The sequence below is a fragment of the bacterium genome (assembly GCA_030655055.1).
Taxonomy (GTDB): domain Bacteria; phylum Edwardsbacteria; class AC1; order AC1; family EtOH8; genus UBA5202.
This window is the reverse complement of sequence record JAURWH010000200.1, coordinates 1-16,050: the sequence shown is the minus strand read 5'-3', so window position 1 is coordinate 16,050 and position 16,050 is coordinate 1. Positions and strand designations below refer to the sequence as shown.

Sequence of the window (16,050 nt, the reverse complement as noted above, 5' to 3'; positions counted from 1 at the left end):
CTGTGGGTCACCCCTGGCGTGCGCGTTTCCTTCCCCTTCGGCATGCACATCGACGCAGCCTTCGACTACAACCTTCAGACCAAGGACAGCACCCTGCCCTGGTTGACCAGGCAGCAGGACTGGCAGATCATCGCCGGTTTGAGCTATGCCCCGGTGAAGACCGCCGGACCCAAGGTCGCCCCCACCGCCAGCATCTCGGGTAAGGTCACCGATGCCAAGGGCAAGGGCCTGGCCGCCACCATCACCGCCGGCGGACTGACCGCCAACACCGATCCCGCCACCGGCGCCTACACCCTGGCCGGCCTGCCGATCACCAAGGCCCCGATGGAGATCAAGGCCGATGCCAAGCTGTACATCGTCAAGAGCGCCTCGATTATCCTGACCAAGAAGAACAAGAAGACCCCGGCCGTCCAGGACTTTGCTTTGGATCTGAAGCCCATCCCGATGGGCGCCGCCAAGGGCATGGTCAAGGATGCCATGGGAGCCCCGGTTGAAGCCAGCATAGCCTTTGCCGGACCCAAGGCCGAGACCGCCAAGGTCGTCGCCGGAGCCTACAATGCCAACCTGCAGGTCGGCAACTACACCGCCACCGTCACCGCGGCCGGCTACTTCGACAAGATGGCCACCATCGCCATCACCGAGAAGGGCACCGCCATGAATGACTTCGCCATGCTGAAGAAGGGCGCAGTGGTTCCGGTTGAGGTCGTGTGGACCGCCGCCAACAAGGCCATGATCAAGACCGTCAACGTGGAAGCCCTGGTCAAGATGATCCAGGACAATCCCAAGGCCAAGGTGGTCATCACTGCCAACGTCGACCGGGTCGGTGGCAAGAAGATGAACCAGACCTTAGCCACCCAGAGAGCTGATGCCATCCGGGCCGAGCTGGTCAAAGCCACCATCGACGCCGCCCGCATCACCACCGTTGGCCAGTTGGTCACCCCCGCCGGCAAGACCAATGCCGCCCGGGCCCTCAACACCAAGGTGGAAGTTTCCTTCGTAGAATAAGCAAGCTTAACACGGCATAATAAAGAGCCCCGCTGTTTACAGCGGGGCTCTTTATATTATACCAATAACGGTCACCGCGAGCGCGGCTTCATGGGATTTCAAACGAAGCGGTCCAACAAGCAACCAGTCGGATTATTTCGCCAGTAAGGCAGGGGGACATCTCGTAATGACGTTTTAGCTCTTCCGGCGCTGCTTCTTGGCCTGCTGCCACAGGGCTTCCAGGTCCTCCAGGCTGCTCTGCTTGAAGGTCTTGCCGGTCTTTGCCAGCTGCTGCTCAATGTACTTGAAGCGCCGGGTGAATTTCTCCGATGTCAGCCGCAGGGCGTCCTCGGGATCGATCTTCAAAAAGCGGGACAGGTTGACCAAAGTGAACAGGATGTCTCCCAACTCGTCCTGGATCTCCTTTTTGTTGCCCTTGCTGTAGGCCTTGGAGAATTCCCCCAGCTCCTCCTCCAGCTTGGCGAAGGCCCCGTCGATGTGGTCCCAGTCAAAACCCAGCCGGGCGGCCTTGTCTTGGATCCGGTGCGCCTTCAGCAGGGCCGGCAGGCGGCGGGGGATGCCGTCCAGGGCCGAGCGCCGGACGTTCTTTTTCTCCTGGTACTTGATCTCCTCCCAGTTCATCAGCACTTCTTTGGCGTCCCTGGCATGGCCCTGGGCAAAGACGTGGGGGTGGCGCCGCCGCATCTTCTCCGCATGACAGGCGGCCACCTGGTCGATGTCGAAGAGTTTTTTCTCGGCCGCCATCTGGGAATGGAAGATGATCTGGCCCAGCAGGTCTCCCAGCTCCTCCTTCATTTTGACCGGGTCGTTCTCGTCAATGGCCTCCAGCACCTCGTAGGCCTCTTCCAGCAGGTAGGGCTTGAGGGTCTTGGGGGTCTGGACCCGGTCCCAGGGGCAGCCGCCGGGGGCGCGCAGTCGGGCGAAGATGTCCACCAGTTCGTAGAACGGTTTGCCTTGGGGCTGTTTGCGGTTTGGCAGTTTAGTGTTTGTCGTTTTTTTCGTTTTGATCGGCATGGTTGGCTTAAATATCCTTTGGGAAGTTGTTCCTGTTGTCAGCACCCGGACTCTTGATTCTTTATTGATCGCAGGCACAAGCACTGGTTATTATTTTACTCGATCACACCACCACCCTTGGCAGCATGGGATTGATCCTGGTCACCACCTCGTAATTTATGGTCCCGATCCACTGGGCCAGCTGTTCGGCGGAAAGTTGCTCCCTGCCTTGCTTTCCCAGCAGCACCACTTCGTCCTCCGGCTTGACCCCGGGGATGTCGGTGATGTCGGCCATGCACAGGTTCATGCAGACCCGGCCCCGGATGGGGGCCCGCTTTCCCCTGATCAGCACGTAGGCGGTGTTGGAAAGTTTCCGGTCATACCCGTCGTAATAGCCCACCGGCAGCACCGCGATCCTGGTCTTGCGGCTGGTCCTGAAGGTGCAGCCGTAGCCTATGTATTCCCCGGCCGCCACCGTTTTCACCTGGGCCACCCTGGTCTTCCAGGACAGCACCGGCTCCAGTTTGAATTCCGAACCCTGCTCCTTAAGCGAGACCATGGTCTCGCGCGAGGGCCACAGCCCGTAAAGCCCGATGCCGATCCGGGCCAGCTGGAGGCGGGTCTGGGGAAAGACCAGCGAGGCCGCGGTGCAGGCGATGTGATTTACTGCCGCCTTAAAGCCTTTTTTCTCCAGCTCGGCCAGCATCTGGTGGTATCTCTGTAACTGCCGGCCGGCGAAGCCGCGGTCGGTGGTGTCCTCGATGTTGGCGAAGTGGGTGGAGTATCCCTCCAGCACCAGGCTCTTTGACCCCTTGATCATTTTGGCCAGCAGCAGCGCGCCTTTCAGGTCCACCCCCTGGCGGTTGGTGCCGGTCTCCAATTTCAGGTGGAGGTATATTTTCTTTTTGGTCTTCAGGGCTTTCAGCTTCAGCACTGTTTCCCGGTTGTAGACCGTCAGCCGCAGGTCGTGCAGCGCCGCTTCGGACAGCCTTTCCAGGGGCACGTATCCCAGCACCAGCACCGGAAGCTTTATTCCCCGGCGGCGCAGTTCCAATCCTTCGTCCCCCGAGTTGACCGCCAGCCAGCCGGCCAGCCCGGAATCCTGGATCATCCGGGCGGTCTGAAATGCTCCGTGGCCGTAGGCGTTGGATTTTACCACCGGGCAAAGTTTTGTCCCGTCACCAAGTAGGCCGCGGAAGGCCTGCAGATTTTTTAACAAAGATTTTTGACTGAGCTCAACCCAGATCAGGTGATCATTTGCCGCGGTTTTTTGCATGTTTTAAAGTGTCCTTACAGTGGAAATTTTATCCGCCTACGCAGAATACCACCCCGATATATCGGGGTGGATGAATGCACAAATAAAAGATGCTTCGGCGGATGTCGTTGATTACACAAGTCAGATAGCCCCGCCCTGGGCGAGGTAACCTAGGGTCTTGGTACTACGCCTATGTACCTCTACTCCGGCGTACAAGCACTGCTACGCCCGTGGGGCTCCATGATTTGACCTGTATTTCATATATTCTACTACTTTTATGGCCTGCGATGCAATAATATTTAAAAAAAAGAAAAATAACTATTGCTTTTTAGGTCAAAATGTGATAAAAATTAAGATTAAAGCACAAGTTAAGCAAAATGACAGAACCTATAAACAATTCATTGCCTTCGCCCAGCATGGAATCCCTGTTCTACATGCTGGCCACTTCGGCCCTGGTGAACCTGGGCGAAGTGCCCAACCCGGTGGACCAAAAGAAGAAGACCGACCTGGTCATGGCCTGTCACAACATAGACACGATCACCTTGCTGCAGGAAAAGACCAGGGGAAACCTGACCCCGGCCGAGGACCGGTTGTGCATGGAGATACTTAACGAGCTGCGGCTTAAATACGCCGCGGCTTCGCAAGTAAAGAAATAAAAACTTTTAGGAGGAAAACGTCATGTCCCAGAAGAGGTTTGGGTTTTTCCTTATCGCAGCTGCGGTTTTGGCCTTTTGTGGCTTAACCGCCCAGGCGCAGGATGGCAAGACCACTCATACCGTTCTATTGGACGAGACACTGCATGGCCTGGCCGAACAGTATCTCGGCAACCCGGCATCCTGGCCCATAATCTATAACGCCAACAAAGACAAGATCGAAGATCCGCATTGGATATTTCCCGGGCAGGAACTGGTCATTCCCCTGACCCCGGAAGCCATGGCCGCCGCCCCGGACACCTCCAAGGTGATAACCCCGGCGGCGGTTGACACCACGCCGGTCCAGGTGCAGGCCGCCCCGGAACCTGAACCAGAGCCGGAGCCGGAACCGGAACCGGAGCCCCAGACCGCCGGTCCGGTAAGAATCTCGGGCGGCCAGGTGGTGGTCAAAAAACTGATCGTGCCGGTGGTCTCCGAGGAACTGGTCTTTTCCTCGGGCTACATTACGGCCGAAGAGGAAAAGCCCCTGGCGTACATCAACGGCGCAGACAAGCCCATCAGCGATTATCTGATGCCCAACGACATCGTTTACATAACGGCCGGCAGCAACAGCGGGCTTAACGTCGGCGATACCCTGACCATCTATCGCATAGGCGACAAGGTCTCCCACCCCCAGACCGGCCAGAAACTGGGCAAGATCGTGACCATCGTGGGCCTGGTACGGATGACCGAGGTGGGGCCGCAGTCGGGCAAGGCCAAGATCATCCACAGCATGGAAGCCATTTCCCGCAAGGAGATGCTCAAGCGTTACGAAAAATTCAATGTTCCCAAAGTCACCATGGGAGACCCCATGCTGACCGTGGCCAAGACCCCGGAAGGTTTCATCGTGGCCACCAAATCACCGGTCGAAGCGGCCACCGCCTACCGGGTGGTCTTCCTGGACAAGGGGACCGACGACGGCATCGGCATCGGCGACATCTTTGAGATCTACCGCCTGCAGGGCAAGATGTCCAATCCGGCCGGAGGCGATAAGGTTGAGAAGCTGGAAAGGGTGATCGGCAGCATTCAGGTGCTGAATCCCCGCCCGGCCACCTGCTCGGCCTACATCAACAATTCTGTCATAGAGGACATCAAGACCGGCGACCGGATCCGGCTGATAAAAAAAGTACCACTCCAGCAGTAACTAAACATAAAACCTCTGAGGTAAAGCAAGCAACAATGGCCGCACAAAAAAAACTGATCGGAGAGATTTTGGTTTCGCTGGGATACGTCTCGGTGGAGCACATCAACGAAGCCCGGCGCCATCAGATGCAGGGCGAGGGCAAGAAGATCGGTGAGTGCCTGGTGGAACTGGGATTTCTGGGGCACGAGGACATCAAGCGGGCGCTATCCATCCAGGAAATAGATTAAGAGCTTATCCCCAAATAACAATTTGGGCATAAACGGCTGCAAACCCGCCATACCACGTCACGCTCATTCCCCGTATCGCTGCGGATACGCTTCACTCGCTTTCCTCGTCTGGCAATGGTTCGACAAACTCACCACATGCTTTTCGCTCGTTTATGCTAACCCAAAGCTTATTTAAGGATAAACTCTAAGTCCGGCCCCCCTAAACATTTCAACAGAGGTATTATGTCCCCGGTAAATAAAAGTTCAGAGTTGTTGCGCAATGTTTACTTGTTCAACGACCTCTCCCAGCCGGAGCTGGAAAAGATAATGGGCCTGGCCTACGACAAGAGCTATGAGAAGGAGGCGGCAGTTTTCCAGGAGGGCGAGATCGGAGACGCCTTTTACATCGTGACCGAGGGCGAGGTCCGGATCTCCACCATGGTGCCGGGGGTGGGCGAGGAGGCCTTAAAGATACTGCGTCCCGGGGAGTATTTCGGGGAGATGGCCCTGATCGACGATTTCCCCCGTTCGGCGGCGGCCATTGCCCACCAGGGTCCGGTGAAGCTGCTGGCCATTTACAAAAGGGATTTCAAAAAGATGCTTTCCGAGGACAAAGAGCTGGCCTACAAGCTGCTGTCGGTTTTCATCAAGACACTGTCCTCCCGGTTGCGGGAGACCAACGAAAAACTGAAGAGCATTTTTGCCATGGCCAAGGCTTTCTAAGGTCAATGTAATTTTGCCAAACGAGGTTGAATGATTTTTCGGCCTCGTTTTGGTTTTTTACGGGGGCGGTCTGGGGGCAGACAGGATTTACATGATTTTACGGCAAATTCGGGGGATATAACCTAAACGACCATAATCCGGCATTTGCTGGTTGGTGCTTAAACGCTCATTTAAAAAGGAAAAAATGCGAAAATTTCTGATTATAACGATGGCGGCCGCTGTTATGCTGTCCGCCGGATGCTGCCGGCAGGGCCTGGGAAATTCAAAACCTTTCAAGCTGAAACTTTCCCAGCTGACGGCAGACCAGGAAAAGTATGCCGATAAGTTGATAGCAGTAAAGGGCGAACTGAGCAATGCGGGCGCCAACTATTTCACCGACCTTAAGGTGACCCTCAGCGACGGCCAGGGGAACAGCATCCGGGTCCAGCCCTGGCTGCCCATTTCGGTGCCACCGCCCCGTCCCGGCGGGCCCAGGAACCGTCCGGCCCTGATCTCGGATTATCTGGGTAAAACCCTCAGGCTGGTCGGGAAGTGGGTCAAGCAGGATGAAGGTTTTATTTTGCAGGTGGAGAAGGCCGAGCCGGCGGAATAAAAAAGGCCCCTGCAACCAGGGGTCAAAGAGGCCAAATGGGATTGACTATATTCCGGCATTGGGGTATATTTGAGAGCAGTTACATTTCTGCACTTTAAGGGCCAAGGCCCAACAGAACCGGCGCCGCAAACGCCATAAGGAAGAAAAATGAAAACTCTAAGAAACATGCCCAAGGCCCTGAAGGCCGCCCTGAAGCTGGAGCACAAAGGCAGCGCCTTTTACCTGAAGATGTCCCAGAAGACCGGGAACATCCTGGCCAGAAAACTTTACGACCAGCTGGCCCTGCAGGAGGTGGAGCACATCGGCCGGATCAACGAGATCTACGCCGCCATCATCCAGGGACAGGCCTGGCCGGTGCCGCCCGGAAAAAAGACGGGCTTTCTGGAAAGCGGGATCAAGAAGCTTTTTCTCAAGCTCAACCGGGACGGGGTAAAGCTGAAGCCGGACAACACCTCGGGGATGAAGGTGGCCATGGACATGGAATGGTACAGCTACAAGATGTATGAAAAGCTGTGGAAGGAAGCGGTGGACGGCCCGGAGAAGGATTTCTTCAAACACCTGATGACCGAGGAGACCAAGCATTACGAGGCGCTCTCCAACGTCTATGCTTACATGACCAACAACGGCGACTGGCTGGAGCGCTCGGAAAGCGAAACCTGGAACTGGATGAACTCATAGCCACAAAGCGGTGCACTGAGTTTATCGAAGCGACACCAAGACACTAATTACTATGGGTCTTCATATTGCACTTGATCTTGGAACTCTGCTCGTCCTTTCATAAAGTCCTTTCCAGTTCTCCGCCAGCCAGGCCAGGCCCAGCATGGCCGCGGTCAACAGAGCCACACCCAGCAGCGACTGCCGGGGATCAAGTTCGAGTTTCAGGAAATACAGCGGCCGGCCGTAGACCAAAGTGATGTGCACCCAGTAGACCAGCAGGGAGTGCCGCCCCAGCAGGCGCATCAGCGAAAAACTCCGGGGCTTAAAGAGCAGGCAGAGCATGAAGCTGCCCGACAGGACCAGGATCTGGATCCCGATCCGGATGACGGCATATTCCGGGCTGTTGCGCCAGAAACTCCATCCGGCCCCGTGGGGGACGTGCTTGGCCCAAAGGTTGCCCCCGATGATCAAGACCCAGGCCAGGACGGCCAGCCCCAGGTTCAGGAAGATGCTTTTGTTCCGGTCCTGTTTGTATTCCGCGGTCAGCAGGCCCACTGCGGCTCCGCCGAAGGCGAAGGCCAGCCAGGGGAATATCGGGAAATATCCGTAATCGAAACGCCGGCCCAGGTATTCGCCCAACAGCCAGGGCAGGGACTTGACCGTGGTGGAATTCTGAACCAATGGCGTGAAGGCGGCCAGGGCGGAGGCCCCCGCCAAAAGAAGAACCAGGCGCCAGCGGTTTGAACGGACCGCCCAGAACAACAGGCCCAGCGCCATCAGGGAGACCCCGATGGTATTGAGGATGTCCACTTTAAACATCTTATGCCACTGACGCCACTCCGTCCACTGGACGAACTCCTGCAGGCGGAACAAAACTGCCAGCCCCAGCACCTGCAGGCCGCGTTTGACCGAGAGCCAGAGTTTGGGCAGTAGCGTCATATCCGAATTGTCCACTTTGCCGTAGCCCAGGGCCATGGCCAGCCCGGCCAGGAAAAGGAAGGCCGGGGCGGGGAATCCTCCCAGCAGCTGGGACTTGCCGAAAAAGGCGTACAAACGGTACTGGGGCGCCAGCCAGGCGTCTATGGCATGGGTCTGGATCATCAGGATCACGGCCAGTCCCCTGGCCCAATCGATGTGAATGAGCCTGAATTTTGAGGCGTCTTTATTATTCATAAGACATGATTATACCCAAACCGCGGCAAACTGTCAAAATATTTCCGCTAAAAAACGAAGAGGAGCAACAGCCATGCAGGAACTGGCCGTAGAAAAAAGGAAGGTGCCGGTCATCATCCGCTGTACCGACTGCGAGGAGATCAAGGGCGAGCTTTTCCTGAGCTTGTTCTCCAAGAACCACAGCGGCCCGGAAACCGCGCTGGAATTCATGAACAGTCCGGAGCGTTTTTTCGTGCTTCGGCTGGACGCCGAACCTCCGGTGCGGATGATGAACAAGGACCGGATCGTGGAGATCGAGGTCAGCGCCGAGGCCGAGCTGGCCGGACAGGACCTTTCGGGGATGGGGGCCAAGGAGGAGCCGATGGAGGTCCATTTCAACAAGCAACATTCCCTGAAGGGGAACGCCTTTGTGGAACTGCCGCCCGCCAAATCGCGGCTGGTGGATTTTTTGAACCAGGAGGAAAAATTCTTCTTGCTCCGGACAGAGCAGACGGTGCACATCATTAACCAGCGGCAAATAAGCTTTGTAACTCCCAGGAGATGAAAATGGCCAGAATCGACACTTTCTTTAAAGCCATGTCAGATTATCAGGCGGCTGAATTCCAGCTGAACAGCGAGGCCGAGCCCCAGTTCGTCATAGGGGGATCGCTGCAATCGGTCTCCAAGCAGAAATTCTCCCGGCAGGAGGTGATGAGCCTGCTGTCCGAGATCATGCCGGAGAACATCCGGGAAAAACTGATGAGCCAGCCCACGGTGGACTTCAGCTACAAGTCCCCCCAGGGGGCGGAATACCAGGGAAAGGTGACCATGCAGGGCCAGCATCTTTCGGCCCTCTTCGTGCCGGCCGCGGCGGTGGTAACGGAATCGTTCAATCCCCCGCCGTCTCAACCACCGGCAACTGAAACTCCCCGGCCGGCGGCTCCCGCCGCTCCGGTTCCTGCCCCAGCCCAAACCATGTCCGAGCAGCAGGAATCCAAATATGCCAAGGTATACCGGGAAGCCGAAATAGACAAACTGTTGAAACTGCTGGTGGAGCGCAAGGGCTCGGATCTGCACCTCTCCAGCGGGGAAAAGCCCATCTTCCGGATCGACGGTGACATCAAGCGGATGGATGAATTTCCGGTGACCACCCCGGCCGCCGCAGAGCGGATGCTGTACCAGATAATGGAAAAGCGCTACCGCGATGATTTTGAAGGCGACAACGACACCGATTTTGCCTACGAGATCCCCGGGGTGGCCCGTTTCCGGGTCAACATATTTCTGGACCGCAAGGGCATGGGCGGGGTGTTCCGGGTGATCCCCACCAAGGTGGTGACGGTGGAGGACCTGAACATCTCCATGGCCATCCAGAACCTGTGCAACCTGAACAAGGGGCTGGTGCTGGTGACCGGACCCACCGGCTCGGGAAAGTCCACCACTCTCTGCGCTTTGGTGGACCTGGTCAACCGCACCCGGGCCGGGCACGTCATCACCCTGGAGGACCCGATAGAATTCGTGCACGAGAACAAGAAGTGCCTGATCAACCAGCGGGAGGTGGGACCCCACACCGCTTCGTTCAAGAACGCCCTGCGGGCGGCTTTGCGCGAGGACCCCAACATAGTGCTGGTGGGCGAGATGCGCGACCTGGAGACGGTCTCCATCGCCATCGAGACCGCCGAGACCGGCCATTTGGTCTTCGGCACCCTGCACACTTCCACCGCCGCCTCCACCGTGGACCGGGTGATCGAGCAGTTCCCGGCCGACCGCCAGGAGCAGATCCGGATCATGCTTTCGGAATCGCTTAAGGGCGTGGTCTCCCAGACCCTGTGCAAGAAGATCGGCGGGGGCCGGATAGCGGCCATGGAGATATTATTGGGCATCCCGGCGGTCTCCAACCTGATCCGGGAATCCAAGACCTACCAGCTGCCTTCCATCATCCAGACCAACCGCAAGATGGGAATGGTCAGCCTGAACGAGTCATTGATGGAGCTGGTCAATCTGAAGAAAGTTGAGGCCAGGGAGGCCTACATGAAGGCGCTGGACAAGCCGGATATTTTGAACCAGTTGAAACGCGACGGGCACAGCACGGCCTTCATCGATGATGTGAAATAGGCAGCCTCAGTTTTCCCTGCCGCCAAGAAAACAAGGGATCTTCAGGGATCATATAAAACAAAGTCAAAGCCGCAGCCAAGACACCCCGGGTCTTCCGGGGCCTTGGCCTTTCGGCGTTTGCTTGAAATCATCTTTCCGGGATATGGTATAACCATAAGATACAAAAACATTCCATAAGGAAGCCTATGCCGCAAATCATGGTTGAAAAATTGATCAAAACCTTTCAGGTGGCAGAACGGTCAACCGGTTTCATGGGAGCCGTGAAAGGATTGGTCCATAGAAAATATCGAACCGTCAATGCCCTTGACGGAATTGATTTTTCCCTGGATCAGGGGGAATTGGTGGGATTGATCGGCCCCAACGGAGCGGGGAAAAGCACCACGGTTAAGATCCTTTCAGGGATCATGGTGCCGGATTCCGGCCGGGTGGAGGTGATGGGGCGCATACCCTGGAAAGAAAGGATAGAATCGGTGCGGCACATCGGCGTGGTGTTCGGGCAGCGAACCCAGCTTTGGTGGGATCTGCCGGTGATAGAGTCTTACCAGCTGCTGAAGGACATCTACCGGATCCCCGACCGCCAATATAAAAACCATTTGGACAGGTCGGTGGAACTGCTCGACCTGAAAAGCCTGCTGGACGTCCCGGTGCGGCAGCTTTCGCTGGGACAGCGGATGAAATGCGACCTGGCGGCGGTGTTGCTGCATTCTCCCAAAATACTGTACCTGGATGAACCGACCATCGGCCTGGATGCCGTCAGCAAACTGGCCATCCGCGACATTATCGGCCGGATCAACCGCGAACAGGGCGTGACGGTCATACTGACGACCCACGACATGGATGACATCGAAACGTTGTGCCGGCGGGTGATCGTCATCAACCAAGGCAAGATATTCATGGATGGCACCCTGCAACAGCTGCGGTCACTGGTGACCACCGAAAGGCGGCTGATTGTTGATATGGAAGACGCCGGAGCGATGGTGAGCGATCCCGATGCCGAGCTGATAAAACGCGAAGGCCACCGGGTGTGGCTGCGGTTCGATCCGGAGCGGGTTGCGATCACGGAACTGATCAACCGGATCGCCGGGGCGCACCAGATCCGGGATCTTTTTGTGGAAAACCCGCCGATCGAGGAGATCATCGCCAAATTATATGGCAGGGCGGCGCTATGAAACCCTACTGGGCCATCTTTAAAACCCGCTGTGCGGTGATGCTCCAGTACCGGACGGCGGCCGTCGCCGGCTTTTGCACCCAGCTTTTCTGGGGGCTGATCCTGGTAATGCTTTACCAGGCTTTGTACCACTCTTCATCGGGACCCAAACCGATGACCCTGCCGCAGGTGATAAGTTACATCTGGCTGGGGCAGGCCATGCTGCTGGTGCTGCCGTGGTCAAACGACCGGGATGTGATGCAGATGATCAGGGACGGCGGCGTGGGGTACGAGTTGATAAGGCCGGTCAGGCTCTATGGGATGTGGTACTCCAGGTTTCTGGCCACCAAGGTTGTGCCCATGACCATGCGCTCCATTCCCATATTCCTGATCGCCATCCCGTTCCTGGGGCTGCAGCCCCCGGCCTCGTCCCCTGCTGCCATAGCATTTGCCATCGCAATGCTGTTCGGCATCCTGCTCAGCACCTCGATCGTGGTCTGCATGAATATCCTGTTCTTCTGGACCGTTTCGGGCGAGGGACTTTCCCAGCTGCTGATGGTCTTCACCTTTCTCTTCTCCGGCACCTACATTCCGCTGCCGTTGCTGCCGGACTGGTCCCAACCCATCGTCAGTTTCCTGCCCTTCCGGGGACTGATGGACATTCCCTTCCGGCTTTACCTGGGGCAATTGCCGGTCAGAGAGTTGCCGCGCCTGATGCAGGGACAGTGTCTGTGGATCATCTTTTTCGTCTTGGCCGGGCACCTGCTGCTCCGGCGGGGCTTGAAATTGGTCGTCATCCAGGGAGGTTGAAATGATCAATGCAATAAAACTGTGGGGCCGGTATGCAAGGCAGGCCGTGCGGAGCCAGCTGCAATACCGGGCGTCGTTCATCATGCGGGTATTCGGGCAATTGGTGCTGCATGCGCTGGAAGCGGTGGTCATCTTGGCGCTGTTTGACCGGTTCGGCTCGATCCGGGGGTGGCGCCTGCCGGAAGTTTTGCTGTTTTACGGGATAGCCCATATTTCATTTGCCGTGGCCGAGGGAACGGCCCGGGGGTTTGACCTATTTCCCCGCCTGGTCAAATCAGGAGATTTTGATATCCTGCTGCTGCGCCCCCGCAGTACTGCGCTGCAGGTGTCGGTCAGTGATTTCCAATTGCTGCGGATCGGCCGGCTGGCCCAGGGAGCGGCAGTATTGGCCTGGGGAATGCTGACGGTCAATGTAGCCTGGTACTGGACCCATCTGCTGATACTGCTGTCAGCCTTGACCGGGGCCACCTGCATGTTTTACGCTCTGTTTGTTTTTCAGGCCACGGCGTCATTCTGGACGGTGGAATCACTGGAGGTGATGAACATGTTCACCTATGGCGGGGTGCAGACCACCCAGTATCCGCTGGAGATCTACCAAAAATGGTTCCAGCGTTTCTTCATCTTCGTCATTCCCCTGGGATGCGTCACCTACCTGCCGGTGGTGGCGCTGCTGGGCCGGGAGGATGCTATATTCCACAGTCCGGTATGGCTGCAAACCACGGCGCCGGTCATGGGAGTACTGTTCCTGCTGGCCTCGCTGTACCTTTGGGAATTCGGGGTGCGGCACTACCGGTCAACCGGCAGCTGAGAAAAGTCAAACAGTCAATCACAATACCAAAAACATCAACGTTCAATCAAAAGACACTATCATGTTCTGGCAAACCATATCCCAATCCGTCAGTCAAAGCGCTTCCTTCAAAAAGCTGTTTCAGCTGCTGCCTTCAGACCGCTCCAGCCTGGGCCTGACCGGGCCGGCCGAGACCGGCAAGGCGCTGATAGTCTGCAGTCTTTTAGAAAGGACGGAGCATCCCCTTTTATGGCTGCTGCCCACCGAAGAGGAGGCCGAGCGCCAGCGGGACAATCTTACTGCCCTGCTGGGCGACGGTCTGATTAAACACTGGGCGGCCTGGGACGTGATGCCGGGCGAGGAGCGGGAGCCGGACCTGGAACTGCTGGGCAGCCGGATCGAATCGCTGGAGCATCTTTTTGCCGGCTCCCGGGGGGTGGTGATCAGTTCCGCCCGGGCTTTGATGCAAAAGACCATGGCGGCCCACGATTTCAACCAGGGCCGGCTGGATCTGGCGCTGGGGCAGAAACTGGACCGAGATGAACTGATCTCCAAACTGGTGGCCGGAGGTTACGAGCGGCAGCCGGCGGTGTCCGGCTTCGGCGAGTACGCGGTGCGGGGCAGCATCATCGACGTGGCCACCCTGGGTAACAGCCAGCCCCTGAGGCTGGAGATATCGGACGAAACGCTGGCCTCGATGCGGACCTTCGGGCTATCCGACCAGCTATCCAACCAGAAACTGGACAAGGCAAAGATACTGCCCTGCCGGGAGGACCTGAACCGGGCGGTGCTGCTGCTGGACCACTTCCCCAAAGACTCCCTGCTGTTGTGGGACGAGCCCCAGGAAGTGGGGATGGAGTGGCGGCAGGAGGCCGAGGAGGTGCTTGATTTCGGGGCCGACGAAAGATTCTCCGAACCCAGGGAGCTCACCGCCCGGCTGGAGGAGCACAGCCGGATCATCATGACCTCGGGAGCGGGCTTCGGCAGTTTTGAGGGAGCCGAGCCGGCCAACCAGGTCAAGATATCCATCGGCCCGGTGGAGCCCTTCATGTCCAACCTGGAACTGCTGGAGCAAAAGCTCAACAAGCTGGAGGCCGAAAGCTTCGTCACCCACCTGCTATGCGATAATTCCGGACAGCAGGGGCGGCTGAAGGAGATAATAAGCCCGGAGGCTTTGGCCAAGGTCCAGGGGGTGGAGGTGGCCGGGCTGCACGCCGGGTTCATATTCCCCGAGGGGAAGATCTGCGCCATTACCGAACGGGAGATCTTTGCCCGGGAGCGCCACCGCCGCTTCCGCCGCTTCTTCAAGGGGGGCAGCGCCATCCGCAGCCTGGAGACCCTGAAGTCCGGCGATTACATGGTGCATGTGGACTACGGCATCTGCCAGTACAAGGGCCTGGTGGACCTGGAGCTGAACGGGCAGAAGACGGAATGCCTGCTGCTGTTCTTTAGGGACAACGACAAGCTCTACGTCCCCATCGAGCACATGAAGCGGGTGCAGCGCTATTCTTCAGAGGAAGGCTTCGTGCCGGTGCTCTCCAAGCTGGGGTCCAAGGCCTGGGAGGAGACCAAGGCCCGGGTCAAAAAAGCGGCCAAGGACATGGCCGGGGAATTAGTGGCGTTGTATGCCCAGCGTAAATCCCAGGCCGGCCACCGCTTCTCCGAGGACACCCAGTGGCAGAAGGAGCTGGAGGCCTCGTTCATGTACCAGGAGACCCCGGACCAGTTGAAGGCCATTGCCGAGATCAAGACCGACATGGAGTCCGACAAGCCCATGGACCGGCTGCTGTGCGGGGACGTGGGCTACGGCAAGACCGAGGTGGCACTGCGGGCGGCCTTCAAGGCGGCCATGGACAACAAGCAGGTGGCGGTGCTGGTGCCCACCACCGTGCTCTGCGAACAGCATTACCAGACCTTTAAGGAACGGCTGGCCGACTACCCCGTCAAAGTGGAGATGCTGTCGCGCTTCCGCCGTCCGGCCGATATCAAGGAAGCGGTCAAGGCCATCGGGGCCGGAGGGGTGGACATCGCCATCGGCACCCACCGCCTGCTGCAGAAGGACGTCAAGTTCAAGAACCTGGGCCTGCTGGTGGTGGACGAGGAACAGCGGTTCGGAGTGGCCCACAAGGAAAAGATAAAGCAGTTCTGCCAGAACGTGGACGTGCTGACCATGACCGCCACCCCCATTCCCCGTACTTTGCACATGTCGCTCTTGGGCGTGCGGGACATCTCCAACATCGAGACCCCGCCCAAGGACCGGCTGGCGGTGGTGACCGAGATGATGCCCTGGAACGAGGCCCGGATCAAGGAGGCCATCTTAAGGGAGCTGGACCGGGGCGGGCAGGTGTTCTTCCTTCACAACCGGGTGCAGTCAATAGGGGCCATGACCGCCCTGCTGTCGCGCCTTTTGCCGTCGGCCGAGATCGCCTATGCCCACGGCCAGATGGACGAGCGGGAGCTGGAGAGCGTGATGCTGGCCTTTACCGCCCGGCGCTACGACGTGCTGGTGGCCACCACCATCATCGAATCCGGCCTGGACATGCCCAACGTCAACACCATCATCATCAACCGGGCCGACCGTTTCGGGCTGGCCCAGCTTTACCAGCTGCGGGGCCGGGTGGGCCGCTCCAGCAAGCGGGCCTACGCCTACATGCTGGTGCCAAAGGGCGGCAAGATGACCGACATCGCCCGCAAGCGCCTTCGGATCATCGAAGAACTTTCCGAGCTGGGCTCCGGCTTCCAACTGGCTTTGAGGGACCTGGAGATCCGGGGGGC

16 protein-coding genes are annotated in these 16,050 nt (G+C 57.9%); 13 read left to right on the top strand and 3 right to left on the bottom strand.

Translation table 11 applies throughout. The features are described from left to right. Positions 1-1,005: OmpA family protein (locus Q7U71_09380; GenBank protein MDO9391968.1), on the top strand; the 1,005-nt coding region annotated here is incomplete at its 5' end. A 174-nt stretch (positions 1,006-1,179) separates the two neighbouring features. On the opposite strand, the gene mazG is transcribed toward Q7U71_09380, so the two are convergent. Together mazG and alr are read right to left on the bottom strand one after the other, a co-directional pair. After that, complete coding sequence (gene mazG, locus Q7U71_09375) at positions 1,180-2,019, bottom strand: nucleoside triphosphate pyrophosphohydrolase (GenBank protein ID MDO9391967.1); 840 nt, start codon at positions 2,017-2,019, stop codon at positions 1,180-1,182. Positions 2,020-2,122: 103 nt separating this feature from the next. After that, entirely contained in the window at positions 2,123-3,274 is a 1,152-nt protein-coding gene (alr, locus tag Q7U71_09370) for an alanine racemase (protein MDO9391966.1), read from the bottom strand. Positions 3,275-3,630: 356 nt separating this feature from the next. On the opposite strand from alr, the gene Q7U71_09365 reads away from it, so the two are divergent. The 6 genes from Q7U71_09365 to Q7U71_09340 all read left to right on the top strand — a co-directional run bounded on the left by Q7U71_09365 (position 3,631) and on the right by Q7U71_09340 (position 7,288). Then, entirely contained in the window at positions 3,631-3,909 is a 279-nt protein-coding gene (locus Q7U71_09365; GenBank protein MDO9391965.1) for a DUF1844 domain-containing protein, read from the top strand. A 22-nt stretch (positions 3,910-3,931) separates the two neighbouring features. Next, positions 3,932-5,089 (top strand): LysM peptidoglycan-binding domain-containing protein, encoded by a 1,158-nt coding sequence (locus tag Q7U71_09360; protein ID MDO9391964.1) that lies wholly within the window; start codon positions 3,932-3,934, stop codon positions 5,087-5,089. A 35-nt stretch (positions 5,090-5,124) separates the two neighbouring features. After that, complete coding sequence (locus Q7U71_09355) at positions 5,125-5,316, top strand: hypothetical protein (GenBank protein ID MDO9391963.1); 192 nt, start codon at positions 5,125-5,127, stop codon at positions 5,314-5,316. A gap of 222 nt (positions 5,317-5,538) precedes the next feature. Next, on the top strand, positions 5,539-6,018 hold the full coding sequence (locus Q7U71_09350) for a cyclic nucleotide-binding domain-containing protein (protein MDO9391962.1): 480 nt from the start codon (positions 5,539-5,541) through the stop codon (positions 6,016-6,018). Between the two features lie 184 nt (positions 6,019-6,202). Beyond that, the gene (locus tag Q7U71_09345) at positions 6,203-6,610 is read left to right on the top strand and encodes a hypothetical protein (GenBank protein ID MDO9391961.1); all 408 of its coding nucleotides are present in this window, start codon (positions 6,203-6,205) and stop codon (positions 6,608-6,610) included. Between the two features lie 147 nt (positions 6,611-6,757). Then, complete coding sequence (locus Q7U71_09340) at positions 6,758-7,288, top strand: ferritin family protein (GenBank protein ID MDO9391960.1); 531 nt, start codon at positions 6,758-6,760, stop codon at positions 7,286-7,288. 60 nt (positions 7,289-7,348) lie between these two features. Here Q7U71_09340 and Q7U71_09335 read toward each other — a convergent pair whose 3' ends face one another. Further along, positions 7,349-8,440: a heparan-alpha-glucosaminide N-acetyltransferase domain-containing protein gene (locus Q7U71_09335; GenBank protein ID MDO9391959.1), complete on the bottom strand. Its 1,092-nt coding sequence runs from the start codon at positions 8,438-8,440 to the stop codon at positions 7,349-7,351. Between the two features lie 73 nt (positions 8,441-8,513). Between Q7U71_09335 and Q7U71_09330 the strand changes: the two genes are divergently transcribed. The 6 genes from Q7U71_09330 to mfd all read left to right on the top strand — a co-directional run. Then, positions 8,514-8,984 (top strand): hypothetical protein, encoded by a 471-nt coding sequence (locus Q7U71_09330; protein ID MDO9391958.1) that lies wholly within the window; start codon positions 8,514-8,516, stop codon positions 8,982-8,984. A gap of 2 nt (positions 8,985-8,986) precedes the next feature. Next, entirely contained in the window at positions 8,987-10,531 is a 1,545-nt protein-coding gene (locus tag Q7U71_09325; GenBank protein MDO9391957.1) for a type IV pilus twitching motility protein PilT, read from the top strand. Between the two features lie 185 nt (positions 10,532-10,716). Next, positions 10,717-11,700 (top strand): ATP-binding cassette domain-containing protein, encoded by a 984-nt coding sequence (locus Q7U71_09320; protein MDO9391956.1) that lies wholly within the window; start codon positions 10,717-10,719, stop codon positions 11,698-11,700. After that, positions 11,697-12,488, top strand: coding sequence for an ABC-2 family transporter protein (locus Q7U71_09315; protein MDO9391955.1), 792 nt, complete (start codon positions 11,697-11,699; stop codon positions 12,486-12,488). Before Q7U71_09320 ends, Q7U71_09315 begins: the two co-directional genes overlap by 4 nt. Before the next feature lies 1 nt (position 12,489). Then, positions 12,490-13,296 (top strand): ABC-2 family transporter protein, encoded by an 807-nt coding sequence (locus Q7U71_09310; GenBank protein ID MDO9391954.1) that lies wholly within the window; start codon positions 12,490-12,492, stop codon positions 13,294-13,296. 61 nt (positions 13,297-13,357) lie between these two features. Continuing rightward, the coding region (gene mfd / locus Q7U71_09305; GenBank protein MDO9391953.1) for a transcription-repair coupling factor at positions 13,358-16,050 on the top strand (2,693 nt) is incomplete at its 3' end.